Source organism: Nonomuraea insulae, from assembly GCF_042656245.1.
In genome coordinates this window covers 1-17414 of record NZ_JBHSPA010000098.1, presented here as the reverse complement: position 1 = coordinate 17414, position 17414 = coordinate 1, and the positions used below count along the sequence as shown (strand labels likewise).

Annotated in this window: 17 protein-coding genes; 8 read left to right on the top strand and 9 right to left on the bottom strand. The window is 70.1% G+C overall.

The window, feature by feature from the left end:
• The first annotated feature begins 5 nt into the window (after positions 1-5).
• On the top strand, positions 6-2657 hold the full coding sequence (locus tag ACFPZ3_RS59305) for an AfsR/SARP family transcriptional regulator (protein ID WP_379523279.1): 2652 nt from the start codon (positions 6-8) through the stop codon (positions 2655-2657).
• A gap of 146 nt (positions 2658-2803) precedes the next feature.
• Here the strand turns inward: ACFPZ3_RS59305 and ACFPZ3_RS59300 are convergent, their stop codons facing one another.
• A complete protein-coding gene (locus tag ACFPZ3_RS59300; protein ID WP_379523278.1) occupies positions 2804-3118 on the bottom strand; it encodes a helix-hairpin-helix domain-containing protein in 315 nt (104 codons plus the stop codon).
• A gap of 31 nt (positions 3119-3149) precedes the next feature.
• Complete coding sequence (locus tag ACFPZ3_RS59295) at positions 3150-4493, bottom strand: FAD-binding oxidoreductase (RefSeq protein ID WP_379523277.1); 1344 nt, start codon at positions 4491-4493, stop codon at positions 3150-3152.
• 153 nt (positions 4494-4646) lie between these two features.
• Between ACFPZ3_RS59295 and ACFPZ3_RS59290 the strand changes: the two genes are divergently transcribed.
• On the top strand, positions 4647-5186 hold the full coding sequence (locus ACFPZ3_RS59290; RefSeq protein WP_379523276.1) for an RNA polymerase sigma factor: 540 nt from the start codon (positions 4647-4649) through the stop codon (positions 5184-5186).
• A gap of 48 nt (positions 5187-5234) precedes the next feature.
• Positions 5235-5702, top strand: coding sequence for a peroxiredoxin family protein (locus tag ACFPZ3_RS59285; RefSeq protein ID WP_379523275.1), 468 nt, complete (start codon positions 5235-5237; stop codon positions 5700-5702).
• Between the two features lie 9 nt (positions 5703-5711).
• Here the strand turns inward: ACFPZ3_RS59285 and ACFPZ3_RS59280 are convergent, their stop codons facing one another.
• Positions 5712-6365, bottom strand: a complete 654-nt coding sequence (locus ACFPZ3_RS59280; RefSeq protein WP_379523274.1) for a hypothetical protein — start codon at positions 6363-6365, stop codon at positions 5712-5714.
• Positions 6366-6532: 167 nt separating this feature from the next.
• On the opposite strand from ACFPZ3_RS59280, the gene ACFPZ3_RS59275 reads away from it, so the two are divergent.
• From ACFPZ3_RS59275 to ACFPZ3_RS59260, 4 genes are all read left to right on the top strand, one after another.
• Complete coding sequence (locus ACFPZ3_RS59275) at positions 6533-7690, top strand: sensor histidine kinase (protein WP_379523273.1); 1158 nt, start codon at positions 6533-6535, stop codon at positions 7688-7690.
• Positions 7687-8355, top strand: coding sequence for a response regulator (locus ACFPZ3_RS59270; RefSeq protein WP_379523272.1), 669 nt, complete (start codon positions 7687-7689; stop codon positions 8353-8355). The genes ACFPZ3_RS59275 and ACFPZ3_RS59270 overlap by 4 nt, the downstream gene beginning before the upstream one ends.
• 540 nt (positions 8356-8895) lie before the next feature.
• Complete coding sequence (locus ACFPZ3_RS59265; RefSeq protein WP_379523271.1) at positions 8896-9393, top strand: MarR family transcriptional regulator; 498 nt, start codon at positions 8896-8898, stop codon at positions 9391-9393.
• Between the two features lie 501 nt (positions 9394-9894).
• Positions 9895-10020, top strand: a complete 126-nt coding sequence (locus tag ACFPZ3_RS59260; RefSeq protein WP_379523270.1) for a hypothetical protein — start codon at positions 9895-9897, stop codon at positions 10018-10020.
• Between the two features lie 12 nt (positions 10021-10032).
• On the opposite strand, the gene ACFPZ3_RS59255 is transcribed toward ACFPZ3_RS59260, so the two are convergent.
• From ACFPZ3_RS59255 to ACFPZ3_RS59230, 6 genes are all read right to left on the bottom strand, one after another.
• Entirely contained in the window at positions 10033-10434 is a 402-nt protein-coding gene (locus ACFPZ3_RS59255) for a VOC family protein (protein WP_379523269.1), read from the bottom strand.
• 558 nt (positions 10435-10992) lie between these two features.
• Positions 10993-11454: a MaoC/PaaZ C-terminal domain-containing protein gene (locus ACFPZ3_RS59250; RefSeq protein ID WP_379523268.1), complete on the bottom strand. Its 462-nt coding sequence runs from the start codon at positions 11452-11454 to the stop codon at positions 10993-10995.
• A 40-nt stretch (positions 11455-11494) separates the two neighbouring features.
• Positions 11495-12259: an SDR family NAD(P)-dependent oxidoreductase gene (locus ACFPZ3_RS59245; protein WP_379523267.1), complete on the bottom strand. Its 765-nt coding sequence runs from the start codon at positions 12257-12259 to the stop codon at positions 11495-11497.
• A 31-nt stretch (positions 12260-12290) separates the two neighbouring features.
• Positions 12291-13571: an MFS transporter gene (locus tag ACFPZ3_RS59240; RefSeq protein ID WP_379523266.1), complete on the bottom strand. Its 1281-nt coding sequence runs from the start codon at positions 13569-13571 to the stop codon at positions 12291-12293.
• A 115-nt stretch (positions 13572-13686) separates the two neighbouring features.
• On the bottom strand, positions 13687-15216 hold the full coding sequence (locus ACFPZ3_RS59235) for an acyl CoA:acetate/3-ketoacid CoA transferase (protein ID WP_379523265.1): 1530 nt from the start codon (positions 15214-15216) through the stop codon (positions 13687-13689).
• 24 nt (positions 15217-15240) lie between these two features.
• Positions 15241-16029 carry an enoyl-CoA hydratase/isomerase family protein gene (locus ACFPZ3_RS59230; protein ID WP_379523264.1) on the bottom strand — a complete coding sequence of 263 codons (789 nt, stop codon included), beginning with the start codon at positions 16027-16029 and terminating at the stop codon, positions 15241-15243.
• A gap of 269 nt (positions 16030-16298) precedes the next feature.
• Between ACFPZ3_RS59230 and ACFPZ3_RS59225 the strand changes: the two genes are divergently transcribed.
• A complete protein-coding gene (locus tag ACFPZ3_RS59225; protein ID WP_379523263.1) occupies positions 16299-17309 on the top strand; it encodes a LacI family DNA-binding transcriptional regulator in 1011 nt (336 codons plus the stop codon).
• The last annotated feature ends 105 nt before the right edge of the window (positions 17310-17414 follow it).

The window sequence follows — 17414 nt, the reverse complement described above, 5'->3', positions numbered from 1 at the left end:
GCCGCGTGCAATTTCGCATCATGGGGCTGCTCGAAGTACGCGACGATGACGGCCGAGATCGCACGCCGACCGTGCCGAAGCATCGCGAACTGCTGGCGTTGTTCCTGTTGAACGCGGGACGGCCGATGACGGCCGAGCGGCTGCGCAGGCTGCTGTGGCCGAGCGAGGGCGGCGACCGGTCCGACTCCCTGATCCGCGGCTACGTGGGGCAGCTGCGCCGGCTGATCGGCCCGGACACGATCACGACCGTGTCCGGCTCGTACATGCTGGCTCCCGGCGAAGGGCAGCTGGACGTCGACCGGTTCCGGCTGCTCGTGGACCTGGGGGCGCACAAGGAGGCGCTGGCGCTGTGGCGGGGCGAGGTCCTGGAGGACGTCGACCCCGAGGGCGAGCGGTGGGTGGAGACGCGGCGGCTGCGCGAGGAGCTGGCGGAGCTGCGGCTGCTGGCGCTGGAGCGCAGGCTGCAGGCGGACCTGGACGCGGGACGGCACCGCGAACTGCTGGCCGAGCTGCGGCGCCTGACGGAGCAGCACCCGCTGTGGCAGCGCTTCCGCGGCCAGTACATGCTGGCCCTCTACCGCAGCGGCCGCCGGGCGGACGCGCTGGTCGCGTACGCGATGCTGCGCGACGAGCTCGACGGCGGGCACGCGATCGAACCGGACCCGGAGCTGCAACTGCTGCACCACCGCATGTTGCATGATGACGCGTCGCTGCACGTGTCAGCCGGGCCACCGGTGTTGCTGCCCCCCGACATCACGGACTTCACCGGCCGGTCGGACCTGCTGGACCGGGTGGTCGGCGGCGGCCAGATCAGTGGCCAGACCCGTGGCCAGACCCGTGGGCACGTCAGCGGGCAGGTCGTGGTGCACGGCCAGGCGGGAGCGGGCAAGTCCGCGCTGGCCGTGCGCGCGGCCTGGCGCGGGCGCGAGGGTTTCCCCGACGGCATCCTGTACGCCGATCTGCGCGAGACCACGGCACCGGCGGCGGTGCTTGAGGACTTCCTGCGCTGGCTGGGCTGTCCGGCGCAGGCGATACCGGCGGCGCCTGAGCAGCGCGAGCGGCTGTTCCGCACCTACACCGCCAACCGCCGGCTGCTGGTGGTGCTGGACAACGCGGCGGACGAGGCGCAGGTGCGGCCGCTGCTGAGCTCTTGCCCGACGGTGGTGACCAGCCGCTCCCCGCTCGGGGGACTGCCCGGCGCACTGCGGCTGTCGGTGGGCGTACTGGACGACGGGGACGCGCTGGAGCTGCTGGTCAGGAGCTCCGGAAGGCCCGCGAACGATGCGTTACGCAGGCTCGCGCGCTTCTGCGGCGGCCTGCCGATCGCTCTGCGGATCGCGGGCTCCCGGCTGGCGGCCCGCCCCGAGTGGACCGTGGACTACCTGGTGGGGCTGCTGGAGGACGAGCACGAGCGGCTGGATCGGCTGCACGCGGGCGATCTGGCGGTGCGAAGCGTGTTCGCGATCGGCTTCGACGGGCTGCCGGAGGCGGCGAAGCTGACGCTGCGCGGGCTCGGCGCGTTGTCGGCCGGCGACTTCGCGGACTGGGTGACCGAGCGGCTGGGCGGGCAGGCCGAGGCGCTGGTGGACGCCGGGCTGCTGGAGACGCATGGCGTGGACGTGGCGGGTCAGGTCCGTTACCGGCTGCACGGCCTGACCCGGCTGTTCGCCCGCGAGCAGGCGGTGCCCGGTGTGCTGGCGCGGTTGTCGGAGGTGGTGCTGGCCAGGGTGCGCTCCTCCCGGTTCTCGCTGGTGTCCGGCGAGAACCGGGAGGAGCGCGCCGTGGTGACCCTGGACATCAGGGAGTCGGTGGAGTGGCTGGCGGCCGAGCGGGCGTTCCTGGTCAGCCTGGTCGGCGATCTGCACGAGGCGGGGCCGCACGAGGCGGGGCTGGACGACGGGTGCTGGCGGCTGGCGCACCTGCTGGCGCCGTACCTGGAGCGGCACCGGTTCCTCGACGACTGGCGCGCGGTGGCCGATCGGGCGCTGGAGTCCGCCCGGCGGGCGGGCGACAAGCGCGGCGAGGCCCTGATCCTGCTGGACCAGGGAGACCTGCACCTGGCCGAACGGGAGTGGGAGCGCGCGCACGAGAAGCTGCGGCTGGCGCTCGACATGTTCCTGCGCCAGGGCGGCCAGACCACCACGACCCGGGACGTCAACCGCACCCGGCGCCGGCTGGGCCGCGTGCACCTGGAGCTGGGCCGCCTGGAGGAGGCGGAGCGGGCCCTGCTCACGTGTCTGGAGGGCGTGCAGAACCAGCGCGACACCGCCGACGCCGAGCAGGTGCTCGGCCTCGTGCTGCATCGGGCGGGCCGGCTCGACGAGGCCGCCGACCGGCTGCTGACCGCGGTCGGGCACCTGACCGAGCTGGGCGACCGCCACCGGCAGGCCGACACGCTGCTACAGCTGTCCGCGGTACGCCTGGCCCAGGGCGCCAAGCCGGCCGCCGGGGCCGCTGCCGAACAGGCCAGGGGCATCGCGGTACGCCTCGGTGACCGCCTGCTCGACGCGCACGCCCTGCTGGCGCTGGCCAGGATCGCCCGGGCGGAGGGCGCGGCCGAGCGTGCGCACGAGCTGGCCCGGGCGGCGCTGGAGGTCTTCGAGCAGACCGGCGGCGACGGCGCCGAGGCGGCCCGAGCGCTCCTGGCTCTCCCCTGAACGTCCTCGTGGTGCGGGTTCTCGGCGGGCGGTCGCGCCGCCCGGCGCCACGGCCCACCGTCATGGCCGCTGGCGACTTCGGTTACTTGAGGCCGGTGCTGGTCAGGGCGCGCTCCAGCGGGTCCGGCCAGCCGCGCCAGGCAGGGCTACGCGCCTTCAGTTCGCGCGGAGCCGGTTCGGGCCGACAACCTTTTGCGTTCCGGGGTGTAGTGCCACCATGGGCGGGCGGGCCGCCCTTCTGCTTGGTCCACGGCGGACATGATGGTGTCGAGCAGGCACGGGTCCAGGGCCTGACCGTGGGCGGCTGACATCTGCTCATGCAGCTCGACGGGGTCCCTGCCCTTCAACTGCGTGATGCGGGTGATGCCGACGCGCTCGAAGTAGCGGGCGACCGCGTTGCCGACGTTGAGGAGTCCGGTGAGGTCGGAACCGGTGGTGTCCGCCCGGTCATGTGAGGTCACCGTACCGCCTCTCGGGCCGCTGCCAGGCTTGTCATGCCGGCCCCTCCTTCGGGGGAATGTTGAAGTTGATCCGGAACATGTTGCCGGGGTCGTAGCGGGCCTTGAGCTCGGTCAGGCGGAGGTAGTCGCCGGGCCGGTAGGCGGTGCGGACGATGGCCGGGTCGGCATCCTCCACGCCGGCGAAGTTGAGATTCGTGCCGCCAGTGCTCCAGGGACGCATGGCCGCCAGCAGGCGGTCGCGCCGCTCGCGGCTCCCGGGTGCCGCCGGGGCGCCGGTGAAGAGGGAGAAGTCCGCGTCCCTGCCGCCGACGCAGTTGGGGATCTCGGGCGGACGGGCGTAGGCGCCGCCGAAATGCCGCAGTTCGGTGACGAACGGCGGCTGCGCGTCCGGGCCGGCGTGGGTCAGGAGCGTGTCGGCCGCGTCCTTGTCGATCTCGCGCAGCAGTACGTTGCGGTCATATGCCTCATACGGGGCATCGGTGGGCTCGTGGTGGATGCTGCCGACCTCGGCATAGGGCATGTCCCGCACCGTGTCCATCAGGGGAGGGCCGATCTCCCTCAGCGGGCGCACCAGTTCCGCGCCGCCCCCGGCGCCGATAAAGGCGATCCGCACATGGGCGACGAACCTGCCGCGCAGCGGCGCCGGCACCATGGGCAGGTCCGGGTTCTGGGCAAGCAGCACCGAGGAGGCCATGTCCTGCGGCAGCGATCGGCTCCATTCGGTGTAGGCGTGCAGGACGTCGCGGGTGGCGTCCGCGGGGAAGTACAGGCCGCCGCCGTACAGCCGGGACACCGGGAACAGCTCGATCTCCATGCCGACGACGATGCCGAAGTTGTCCTTGCCGCCGCGGACCGCCCAGAACAGGTCGGGGTCGCTGCGGGGGGTGACCTCGCGCAGGCGGCCGTCGGCGGTGACCACGCGCAGCCGCCGTACGTGGTCGGCGGCGAAGCCGAAGCGGCGGCCGAGGAGTCCCGCGCCGCCGCCGGTCGTGTAGCCGACCGCGCCCACGTTCGGGCTGGAACCGTTGAGCGGGGCCAGGCCGTGCTGGGTGGTTCGCTCCAGGACCTGCCGCCACCGCGCGCCGGCCTCGACCCAGGCGGATCCGGTGTCCGGGTGCACCTCGACACCGTTCATCCGCGCGGTGTTGATCAGCACGGCTCCGTCCGCCGCCACCGTTGGGCTGTGGCCGCTGGCCAGGACGCCGACGGCCCGGCCCTGCGCCGCGGCCAACTGGACGGCGGCCACCACATCCTGCTCGCCGGCCGCGCCGATCACGTACGCAGGACGCGACTCGACGGCCCGGTTGAGCCCCCTCCGTTCGGCGTCATACTCCTGCTCACCAGGCCGGAAGACCCGGTTCGAAAACACGTTCATGCAGGCAACGTAACGGCGCGGAATGGGGCGGTCTTGTAGGAATCGGACTTGAGATGATGAATCCTTTTCGCACTCCGGGGTCTCTTATGAGGGTGAACGCTGGGAAGGAGATGCGAATGAGTACGACCTCGTTCCGGTGGCAAGGGTGCGGACGTGGCTGACCGGGGTTGGGCGAGCACGCGACTCATCCAGGCCGCACAGGCTGGTGATCCCGAGTCGATCACCGCGGTGGTCCATGGTGCCCACTCTCACGTGCGGCGCTTCGCGGAGCATCTGTGCGCGTCCCCGCAGGATGCCGAGGACGCCGCGCAGGAGGCGCTGATCATCCTCTACCGGAAGATCGGCTCACTTCGCGCCACCGGGGCGCTGGCGTCGTGGATGTTCCGCATCGTCAGGAACGAGTGCCTGCGCCGCGCGCGGCTGCTGCTCGACCGCTATGACGAGGCCGGCGCCGGTCTGGTGGCGTCGGCCGAGGAGGAGGTCATCCAGCGCCTGGAAGCCGAGGTCGTCGCGCAGGCGATCAGGGAGCTGCCGGACGTCCAGCGCAGAGTATTGATCATGCGGGATGTCCTGGGCCACCCCGGGCGGAGAGTCGCGGAGACGCTCGGCCTGAGCAACGCCGCGATGAAGTCCCAGCTGCACCGGGCCCGCAGCGCGGTCCGGCTCAGCCTGGGTGGAAAGACCGGCGGCTGACCGGAACGGACCGTAGTTCCACAACCCGAGTTGAAGGGGAGTTCTGCCATGCTTGAACCCGGCTCGCCCGCGCCCGACGTCGTGCTGGAAGACACCGACGGCCAAGCCGTCCGTCTGTCCGGCTATCGGGGCGATCATGCCGTGCTCGTCTATTTCATGCGGTCGGCGTCGTGCCCGGTCTGCAACCGGCACGTCCAAGACCTCATCCGGCGCCGCGACGAGTTCGCGGCCGGCAACGTCCGGGTGCTTGTCGCGGTTCCTGAGGACCGCCGGGCAGCGGCCGAGTGGAAGGCCAGGCGCCAGATCCCGTTTCCCGTTCTCATCGGGCGCGGCAGCACCCCGCACGAGGTGATCGGCCTGAGCAGAAAGGTCTTCGGCTCGATGCAGCAGTCAGGGAGTGTCCTCATCGATTCCCAGGGCATCGTCCGCCACGTCCATGGAGCCACCATGCCCACCGGTGGCTACCACAGAAAGGGAATCACCGCCGCCGTCCAGGCCCTCCGCGCGTCTGGGTGATCTATCGCGTCACGCCAACGGTGGCGCCCCAGGAGCGGGCTGGACATCGCCCGGGCGGTTCGGAGCCCGCCTGCTCAGTGAGGCGGAGTCCCGGATCATCATGAGACCGAGGAGTCCGTAGGCAAGCGCGAGGTAGAGCCCGGTCACGGCACTCCGAAGTCCGGCGGGCGCCCAGCTGACCGCGATGTCGACTGGAATGAGCAGGCTTGCGGCCAGGGGAAGGTAGCGGGTGGGGGTGGGCCAGCGGCGGGCACGCATGACCAGGAAGCCGACGGCTATCAGGCCGGCCATGCTCAGTGGCCAGAAGGCATCGAGGACAACGAGGATCCCGGTGCTGGGGCGATCGGCGTCGAATACGTACGGCGCCGTCCACATCCCCGCGAGAACCAGCGCGACCGCCTCCGCGGCGAGGATTCCGCGGCCCCATCGGCCGGTACCGGTGGCCGCGGTGGCCCACATCGTGGCCAGCAGGGCCAGCAGGCCGAGCTGGAACACCGCGCTCGCCCAGATCTCGATCTGGCTGTTTCGCTCAGGGCTGGAGGGACTGAAGAGAAAGGCGGCACCCCAGGTGATCCCGCCGGCGGCGACGACCGAACCGCACACCCGAATGATCGACGGCTTCATTTCTTCCCTTTCTTGGATGCGCGTGCGCGGTCGGCGCATCCGGCGCTCAGGGGTTCGTGGTGGACAGGTCCAGCCTTGACCGCCGGCAGCTCACCTGTCGTCCCCCGCGTTCGCGTTCTGCGGCTCCCCCGAACGGCGGACGGGCCCGGCACGGCGTCATCCGTCGTGCGGACGACGTGACCGGTGCGGCCCGGTAGCGTCGAGTCGTGCGCGCGCCCCGGCCGATCGATGCGGTCTTCGCAGCGCTGCTGGCGGTCACGGGACTGCTCGAGGTCGCTGTCAGTCGCCTGGACTTCGAACGCCCGCTGGCGACCGCGACAGCGGTGTTCGCGGGCGCGGCCGTGATGCTGGTGCGGTCCCAGCGGCCCTTGACGTGCCTCGCGCTTTTCGTGGCTCTGATCGTCGTCGCGGCAACACCCGTCATCGGCGACGGTTTGACGGCCGCGGTGGTCGCCGGCTGCCTCATCGCACTCGGAACCGTGGGGCGGCGCTGCCGCGACCGGATCAGCATTGCGGCCGCGCTCGCTACTGTGGGCATCTTCACGGTGGGATTGGCGTTCAGTCCCCGTCCTTGGGACGCGCTGGTCGCGTTGATCGGCTGCGCCACCGCGTGGGGAGCGGGACGGCTGTTACGCAGGGAGGCCGAACGCAACGTGGAGTTGACCGCCCTCGCGGCCGAGCTGGTGACCGAGCGTGAGGCCCGCGCGCGGGAGGCCGTCAGCGCCGAGCGCGCCCGGATAGCTCGGGAGCTGCACGATGCGGTGGCGCACACGGTCAGCATCATGACCGTCCAGACCGCGGGTGTGCGACGGCGCCTCGACACCGATCCGGACCGCAGGCGAGAACGCGACGTCCTGCTCGCCGTCGAACGCCTCGGCCGGGAGGCCGTCGAGGAGCTGCACCGCGCCGTCGGCATCTTGCGAGCCGAATCGCAGATCGACGAGGGCGCGTTGCTGGCGCCGCTGCCCGGGCTGGCGGATCTTGACCAGCTCGCCGCCAGGGTCCACGCCGCGGGCGTGCCGGTCCAGGTCCGGACGGAGGGCTCACCGCGGCCGCTTCCCGGCGGGCTGGACCTGGTCGCGTACCGGGTGGTTCAGGAGGCGCTCACCAACACCCTCAAACACGCCGGACCCGCCCGGGCCAGCGTTCTGCTCAGCTACGGCGACACGCGACTCACGATCGCCGTACTCGACGATGGTCACGGGAACGAGGACTCGATCAACCATGGGAAAGCGGGCCACGGCCTGGCGGGTATGCGCGAACGAGCATCGCTCTACGGTGGAACGGTTGAAGCGGGGCCGGACCTCGGCAAGGGCTACGCCGTGCGGGTGACGTTACCGATTCCGCGGGCGGCCGGCGGATGACCATCCGGGTGTTGCTCGTCGACGACGAGGCCATGATCCGCGCGGGACTGCGCATGGTATTGGAAGCCGAGAGCGACATCGAGGTCGTGGGCGAAGCCGCCGACGGCGCGCAAGCTGTCACCGCCGCCGCCGCGCTCCGGCCGGACGTCATCCTCATGGACGTACGAATGCCCCGCGTGGATGGACTGGACGCGACGCGGCAGATTCTCGCCGCCGACGCGGAAGTGCGGGTTGTCGTGCTGACGACGTTCAACGAGGACAAGTACGTGCAGACCGCGCTACGGCTGGGCGCCAGCGGCTTTCTGCTGAAGGTGGCTCCGCCGGAGCGGCTGGTCGAAGCCATCCGCGTCGCCGCCCACGGCGATGCGCTCCTCGACCCTCTCGTCACCCGCCAAGTGATCGCCGCTTTTGCCCATACCACCTGGGAGCCGGACGGCACGGATCCGCCTCCGGGCCTGAATCAGCTGACAGCGCGAGAGGTCGAGGTGTTGCACATGCTGGCCCGCGGAATGTCGAATGCCGAGATCGCCGCCGGCCTGGTAGTCGGTGACGCAACGGTCAAGACGCACGTGGCCCGAATACTGATGAAGCTTCGGCTGCGAGACCGTGTGCAGGCAGTGATCTACGCCTACGAGTACGGCCTTGTCCAGCCGGGCCACAGGTAACGGGCCCACGCTCGAACGCCTCGATCTCCATGACGTCACCCTCGTCGGCAATGACACCGGCGGCGCGCTCGTCCAACTGCTCATGAGCGACGGCGACGCACGAGTGGGGCGGGTCGTGCTCGCCTCATGCGACGCGTTCGACAACTTCCCGCCAGGGCTGACAGGCAGGACACTCGTGCTCGCCGGCAAACTCTCACCCCGGATGTTCGGGCTGTTCATGCAGCAGATGCGGATCCGGATGCTCCGGCGGCTCCCGCTCGCTCGCCACCGCCGATCGCCTGCCCAGCTTCGACCGACGCGCCCTCGTGGTCTGGGCGAGCCGAGACCGGGTGATGCCACCCGAACACGGCCGGCGCCTGGCCGCACTCCTCCCCCACGGACGACTGGTCGAGGTGGAGGACAGTTACACGCTGCTCCCCCTGGACCAGCCGGCCAGACTGGCCCATCTCATCCGAGAGTTCACGCGCGCAGCGTAGCCGCCCCATCATTCGAATTACGTATAATACGATACCCATACCTGATCTCGGGAAGGCCTATCGTATGACGTCATCCACCCCCGCGGAAGCCGACCCGGCACGGCATCGGCGCCGGGTGACGAACACGATAAAAGAATCGCTGCGCGAACTCAGCATCCAGCTGTCCCTGCTCAACCACCAAGTCAGCGCACGCGTCGAGCTCAAGGACGCCGACCTGTCCTGCCTCGACATCATCAACCGGCACGGTCCGCTCAGCCCCACCGCCCTGGCACGCCGCGCGGGACTGCACCCCGCCACCCTCACCGGCATCCTGGATCGGCTTCAGCGGGGCGGCTGGATCACCCGCGACCGCGACCCCCAAGCGTCCGACCGCCGCGCCGTCGCAGTCCGCGCCCTCCGCGATCGCAACGCGGAACTGTTCGCCCTCTACGCCGGCATGAACTCGGTCATGGACCAGATCTGCGACCGGTACACCGGCCCCGAACTCGACGTGCTCGCCGACTTCCTGAGCCGCACCACCAACGCCGGCCAGGACGCCACCAGCGAATTGGCCGGCGAGTAAGCGCCGCGACGTTCACCGCCGGCTCACCTGCGGGGCGGTGCGCGGCAGGTCACGGGCCGGCGCACCCGGCCAGGTCGAGCGGGTGCCGAGCGTCGGCCACCGTTCAGCCGGCGGTGGTGGAGACCACGCCCGCGACGCCGAGCAGCGTGCTGGCCGGTCGCTGACCTGCGGATTCATGGATCACACAAGGAACGCGCAAAGGCGCCCTGACACGGTGGTCCTTGCGGATGCGCGGCATCCGCCGGGAACCACGAGCACAGGTGTGGGGCATGAAGTGACGATGTATGCCGGCTGCGGCAATCCTGCGTGTCCGGCGGCGACTCCGGATGCGCGCTGAGACGCGGGCGGCCCTCGTGCCACGGACCTGCGCCGAACTGAGGACGGAACGACCTCCTCGGCACCCAGCAACTGGCACTCGACACCGCCCGGCGGCAGGGCGAGCACGAGCGGGCCATCGCACTCTACCAGGAGGTCGGCGACCGCTGGGCGGAGGCGGACACAATGGTGTACCTGGGCGACATGCACGCCGCGGCGGGGGACGAGGCGGCGGCCCACGACACCCTGCACCGCGCGCTGGACATCCTCGACCGGCTCGGCCACCCGGACGCCGGCCGCCTCAGCCCGTGACGCGGGACCGGCTCACAGGAACAGGCAGAACGGGTGCCCGTCGGGATCGATCATCACCCGCACGTCCTGCTGCGGCTGGAACTCGGCGAGCACCGCGCCGCACGCCACGGCCCACTCCACCCCCGCCGCCAGATCGGGGACGTGGATGTCGAGATGCTGGGTGGCGTTCTGCGCGCCGGGGACGCTCGGCCACACGGGAGGCCGGTAGTGCAGCTCGTACTCGAAGTTGAGCGTGAAACCGGCGACCCCCTCGGGCGGCTTGACCTGCGCCCAGCCGCCGCGCACAGGGTCGCCGGGCACCGGCTCCTCCGCCTCCGTCACCCGCCAGCCCAGCAGGCCGGCGTAGAAGCGGGCGAGGCCGAGCGGACGAGAGGTGCCGATGGTCATGGACGTCAGCCGTAGATCCGGTCTCATGTCCTGTGACCCTAGTCCGCGCGGCGAAGCCCGCCCGGGAAGGGGGGCGGGCTCCCCCAGCCGCGTGGAGACTCAGCGGACCTGGCTCGGCTGAGGCCACTCCGTCCCGACGGCGAAGTGGTCGTGCCACTTGGCCACGGTGAGGGCGAAGCGGAAGCCCTCCGACCTGGCCGCGAGCACGTCGGCGGTGTCGCCGCGGGTGAAGGTGAGGATGTCGTCCTTGCCGTCCCGGTCGAGGTCGCTGCGGGTCGGTGTGGCCCGTGACGGTGGTGCCGATGTCGGCGGTGCGGCCCGACAGGTCCACGGCCTGCACCCGGTAGTACCGGGTCGTGCCGGCGGGCAGCGGACCGTGGGTGAAGCCGAGCGTGCGGGCGGTGGCGAGCAGCGTGGTCTGCGTGCCGGGCGAGAATGAGCAATCGATTTCTCGATGAACGTACGTTCGGGACTTTACGAGCGTCCAGCCCTGATTTGTCATGAGTCATGCATTTGGCCAGCTCATTGCCGTCATTTCAAGAATCCACGAAGTATCAAACGGGATCTTGTGGAGAAACCGATATCTCATCGGCCTCGTGGCGCTGCCTCCGTGGAGAGCAGCAGGCTCTTGCGACCGGACTGCACCACGGCGCCGTGCTGATTGACGATTTCGACGTCGAAGGTGAGAATCCCCCGGTGCTCCAGCGAACGGCTCTTCCGTAGCTCACCGACCCGGAACTTGACCTGGATGGTGTCGCCGAGGTGCACCGACCCGCGGAAACGCCACTCGGACATGCCGAGGAACGCGACGGCGCAGTCCGCGAGAAGGCCGCCGCCGAGCATCATGCCGTGTGCGTAGGAGAGCACGAGCAGGCCGTGCGCGATACGGCCGCCGAAGTCGCCGGCGGCGGCGAAGGACTCGCTCATGTGGATCTCGGAGTAGTCCCCGGTGAGACCGGCGAAGGCGACGACGTCCGCCTCGGTGATGGTCCGGGTTCGAGACTGGAACTCCTGGCCGAGGTGAAGATCCGGCCAGCGCAGGCTCATGGCGTTCACAGTGTCATTCCTGTCGGTGGTGGGTGGACGGTCATGCCATGACGCCGCCGCCGTTGAGGTGAAGCACCTGGCCGTGCAGTGAACCGGCGGCGGGTGAGGCCAGGTAGACGACGCTCGGGGCGATCTCGCCGGGTGTGATGAGCCGGCCGAGAACGGAACCGCCGGTGCGCTCCTTCACCCAGTCCGGGGTCGCGTAGTCGGATATGAAGGGCGTGTCGACCGGTCCTGGCGCGATCGCGTTGACACGTACGCGTGGGCCGAGTTCGCGTGCCAGCGAACGGGTGAGACCGATGACGCCGGCCTTCGCCGCGGAGTAGGAAGCGAAACCGGGCGCTCCCTTGAAGGCGAGCTGGGAGGCGACGTTGATCACGGCCGCGGGCCCCCGCGCCGCCGCGACGAAGCGCTGGGTGGCGAGGAACGTGCCGGTCAGGTCGGTGCGGACGGTGCGTTCCCAGTGTTCGAGGCTCATCGTGCCGAAGGCCGCCTGCTCCATGTACCCGGCGTTGTTGACCAGGATGGTGGCCGGCCCCACGCTCGCCTCGGCGGCGTCGAAGGCGGCGGCGACCTGGCCGGGTTCGGTGATGTCCGCCTCTACCGCGACCGCGGTCGTGCCCGTTTCCTCGAGTTCCGTGACCAGTTTCGCGGCGGTTCCCGGATCCGCGAGGTGGTGCACGACGACAGTGGCGCCCGCGCGTCCCAACGCCCGCGCGATCTCATGGCCGAGGCCACCGGTCGCACCGGTGACGACGGCGACCTGGCCATCCAGACGGAACGGATCGGTGTGCCGGCTTTCCATCGACGTGCTTCCTCTCGGTGTGTCGTGGTGGTCAGCCGGCACGGACGGCGACCTTCGCCCCGGCCAGCAGGCTGCCGAACGACAGCAGGCCGCAGGCGACCAGAAACGCGCCGACCAGCCACGGTGAGCCGTGCATCACGGCGACGAGCGCCGAGGCGATGAACGGGGCGGGACCGCCGACGAGGACCGACGACAACTCCCGGCTGAAGGCCACGCCCGAGTACCTGACCTTGGTCGGGAACAGGCCGGCCAGGTAGGCGCCCTGGGCGCCTGCCATCGCGCCGAACGAGACACTGTAGGTGGCGACGAGCGCCAGCACCGTGATCACGGGATCGCGCAGGCTCAGCAGCGCGAAGAACGGGTAGGCCATGACCGTGATGTAGAGGGCTCCTCCGATGAAGACGCGGCGCGGGCCGATCCGGTCGGCGAGCATGCCGAAGGCGCCGGCGAGCAGGGCGCCGACGACCGACGCGCACAGCGAGCCGACGAGGGCCAGGTCCGCGCCCATCTCCAGGGTCTCCGCCACGTAGCTGAGTGCGAACGTCGTCGTCACGTAGGTCATGGCCTGGTGGGCCACCATGGCGGCGAGGCCGAGCAGCGCCGGCCTGCGATGCAGCCGCAGCAGTTCGGCGACCGGCGCCTTGGCCTGCGCCTTCTCGCTCACCTGATCTTCGACGTCGCGGAACTCCGGCGTCTCCTCCACGTGGCTTCGCACGAAGTAGGCGATCACGAAGATGACCAGCGAGAAGAGGAACGGCAGCCGCCACGCCCAGCCGAGCATGTCGTCCTCGGGAAGTTGCGAGATGACCAGGAAGGTCAGCGTTCCGATCGCGCCGCCCATGGCGGTGGCGCCGTTCGGCACCGCTGTCGCGAACGCTCGTCGCCGAGGCGGCGTGGTCTCGGAGATCATGGTGAACACGCCTGCCAGCTCCGCCCCGGCTCCCGCACCCTGCAGGATGCGGAGCACGATCAGCAGGATGGGCGCCAGGATGCCCACCGAGTCGTAGCTCGGCAGGCACCCCATCAGCACGGTGGACGCGCCCATGAGCGACAGGGTGAACATCAACGCGGGTTTGCGCCCGACCCGGTCACCGAAGTGAGCGATGAGCATGCCGCCCAGGGGACGCGCGCCGAAACCGACGGCGAAGGTGGCGAACGCGGCCAGGGTGGCGATGGTGCTCGATCCCGACGAGGGGAAGAACACCGGCCCGATCACCAGCGCCGACGCGGCGCTGTAGAGCCCGAAGTCGTACCACTCCAGGAGAGACCCGACCGATCCGGCGAGCAGCACCTTCCTGGCCTGTGGCGTCAACCGCGTCGACGACGTGTCGAGGTCACCTTGTTTGATTGCGGGTTCGGAGTTCCCGGCCGGATGAGCGTTTGTATCCACAGCAGCACTCGGTATCTGTCGTGTGTGAGTGTTCGGGCTAGTGCCGGTACGCGGCCTCGAAGAGGCGCGCGTCCATGCGGGCGGGTTGGTCGATCTTCGGCATGAAGTCCATGTGGGCGAGGACATCGCGTTCGATGTCGATGCCAGGGGCGATCTCGGTGAGCACGAGCGTGCCGCCGTCGAGCTCGAACACCGCGCGCTCGGTCACGAAGACGACGCGTTGTCTCCGGTCGAGGGCGTAGGTGCCGGAGAACGAGATCTGCTCGACGGTGTCGAGGAAGCGGCGGACGCGACCCTCCTGGCCGATGCTCAGCCGGTGCCCGTCCCAGCTGGTTTCGAGGCCGCCGGCGGTGAACGTGCCGCTGAAGACGACCGTCGAGGCGCCCTGGCTGATGTTGACGAACCCGCCGACGCCGACGATCCGGCCGCCGAACCTGCTGATGTTGACGTCACCGCGTGCCGAGACCTCGGCGAAGGAGAGGAAGGCGAGATCCAGCCCGCCTCCGTCGTAAAGGTCGAACTGGTAAGGCTGATCGACCATGGCGTCGTAGTTGACCGCGGCGCCGGCGTCCAGCCCGCCCATCGGCATGCCGCCGATGAGACCCTGTTCGTTGGTCAGCACGACCCGTTCCAGCAGGCCGTCCTCGGCGGCCGCGACGGCGACGCCGGTGGAGATGCCCGACCCCAGGTTGCACACGGCGCCGTCCGTCAGCTCGCGGGCGGCCCTTCGCGCGATCACGCTGCGGGGGCCGGGCGGCAGCCCAGGGAGGGCGTCGCGTCCGAGCCTGACGCGTCCGGCGTACGCGGGACTGTCCTTCGTCAGGTACGTGGTCGGCTGCGCGCGGTCGACCACGACGTAGTCGACCAGGAAGTAAGGGATCTTCACCGTCTTCGGGTCGATCGTCCCACGCGGCACCACTCGCGCGACCTGCACGACGACCGTGCCGCCGCATCGCTTGACGGCCTGCGCCATGGACAGGCCTTCGCCGAAGTACGCTTCGTCCTCCAGCGAGATGTTGCCGGCCTCGTCCGACGTCGAACCGCGGAGGAAGGCGACGTCGATCGGGAACGGCTTGTACCTGATGTAGTCACGGCCCGCCATGGCGACCAGCTCGATGGGCGGGTCGTCCGACCGGCGGCCCTGGCTGCCGCCTTCGGCCCGCGGGTCGACGAAGGTGTGCAGACCGACCTCGGTGATCAGGCCGGGCCTTCCCGCGGCGAGTTCCCGCAGGTGCTGGGAAAGGCTGCCCTGGGGCAACGTGAACAGCTCGATCTCGCCGCGAGCCGCCGACTCCGCGATCCCGGGGGCGTCGACGACGGTGCCGCACATGACCCGTTCCAGCAGGCCCGGGTGGCGCAGCCGGTGCACTCCCTTGGTCGCCTTGTCGCCGATGCCGACCGGATGCACCGTACGCAGTCCGGTGGGGGCGCCCTCGTCGAGGTAGCGGCGTTCGAGTGCCTCGATGAGGCTCTCCGGCACGGTGTGACCGCCTCCCGAGCCCCCGATGGCCAGGGTGTCGCGGGTGTTCACCAGGCGAGCCGCCTGATCACTGCTGATCGTCTGCATGGTGCTGGGTGTCTCCTCGTTCCGTCAGGCGTGGGTGAACCGCGCCGGACGCTTCTCCGCGAAGGCGCGAGCGCCTTCGCGCGCGTCGGGCGAGACGTAGAGCTCGGCGATCTCGTCCACCTCGGCGGTGTGACCCGCGCCTCGGCCGGCGCGGACGCCCACATCGACGGCCCGCTTGGTCGCCCGCACGGCTCGCCGTGGGAGGCCGGCCAGCTGCGCCGCCCACGCGAGCGCGGCCTCTTCCGAGGTGCCGTCCGGGACCACGCGGTTGACCAGGCCGATGGCCTGGGCGTCGGCTGAGCTGATCGTCTCGCCGAAGTAGAGCAGCTCCTTCGCCCGGCCGAGACCTACCAGGGGGGCGAGTCGTTGCGTGCCGCCGCCCGAGGCGAAGACACCGATCTTGACTTCGGGAAAGCCGAGGCAGGCCGAGGCGTCGGCGACCCGGAAGTCCGCGGCGAGGGCCAGCTCCAGCCCGCCTCCGAGGGTGTGTCCGCGCAGGGCGGCGAACACCGGCTGTGGCAGTTGTTCCAGCGCCGCGTAGGCGGCGTGTTCCGACTCGGAAAGACGCCGGCCCTCCTCCGCCGACTGCGGAAAGGTCTTGATGTCCGAGCCGACGGAGAAGGCGCGTCGCCCGGCGGCCGTGACCACCACGGCGCGTACCGAGGTGTCGGCGGCCAGTTCGTGGCACACGTCGAGCAGCTCCTGCCGCATGCCGGCCGTCAGCGGGTTCAGCGGCGGATTGCAGAGCCGCAGGATCGCGACCGGCCCCTGTCTCGTGCGCTCGACGTGTGGCTTCGCGGCGGCGGCACTCATGAAATCTGCTCCTGACGTCGAACCGTGGAAACCGGTTGCCAGAATTCTGGAAACCGGTTTCCAAGGACTTCGCGGAAGTATGCAACGAGCTCACACCGGGTGTCAACGAACGGTCAGAAGATGCGGTGTGATGACCGCGCACGCCGCCGGGCACGATCTGCGATGCCTTCGGCCGACGTGTCGCACCCCACCGTCACTATCATTGAGCCGGTCCCAGACGGGGGCCATCGCATGGCCCGGACAGGGCGCGCCATTCCGGAGCAGGTGAGATGTCAGACCACAATCGGGCGACGATCCGGCTGGTCGCCCGGCACGCGGGCGTGTCACCCGCGACGGTGTCGCGGGTGCTTTCCGGCTCCCGGCAGGTGTCGGCGATCAACAGGGACAAAGTGCTCGGCGCGGTCGCCGAACTCGGCTACAGCCCCCACATCACCGCCCAGAACCTCGCCACCGGGCAGAGCAGGATCATCGGCGTCGTCGTCCCCGACCTGTCCAACCCGCACTTCACCACCCTGGTCAAACGGCTGATCCACGCCTCTGCGGCCGACTCCTACGAAGTGCTCGTCGCCGACTCCGACGAAGTCGTGGACACCGAGTGCTCGCTCGCCACCGATCTGCTGCGCCGATGCGACGGCGTGGTGATGTGCAACCCGCGCGCCGACGACCAGGCCCTGCTCGCGCTCACCGAGCACGACAAGCCGGTGCTCTTCGTCAACCGCAGGTTCACCACGAGCGAGGTCTCCACGGCGATAACCGACGTCGGGCCCGCCATGGAGGACATCACCCGGCACGTGCTGGACCTGGGCCATCGGCGGATCGCCTACGTCGGCGGTCGCGTCCAGTCCTACCTGGACACGCAGCGATGGTCCGCGATCCAGCGGGCCGGCGCGGGGGACGATGTCGAGTTGTTCCGTCTGCCGATAGACGAGCACATTCCGTCCTGGACGTCGATCGCGAAGACCGTGCTCGATCTCGAATGCACGGCCGTGCTGGCGAACAACGACATCGGCGCGGTCTCGCTGGCCGCCACGCTGACCCGGATGGGCGTCGACGTGCCCGGCGACATCTCCATCGCCGGCTTCGACGACACACCGCTCGCCAGCTGGTTCACGCCCGCGCTGACGACCGCCAGGATCCGGACCGACGAACTCGGCGAAGTCGCCTGGGACGCGATGAGCCAGATGATCGTCGACCCTTCGACGGTCATCCACTCCATGCTCGTCGCCACGGCCGTCTTCCGCGAGTCCACCGCCACGAGATCCACCCGCCCGCGACACTGACCCGGAGTGACGGCGAACGGGTGCCGGTGTCGGTACGAAAACGATCTAGACGAGTAAGTCCGATCTCCGGTCAGTGGTCGTAGGCGGTCAGTGACCGGGTGATTG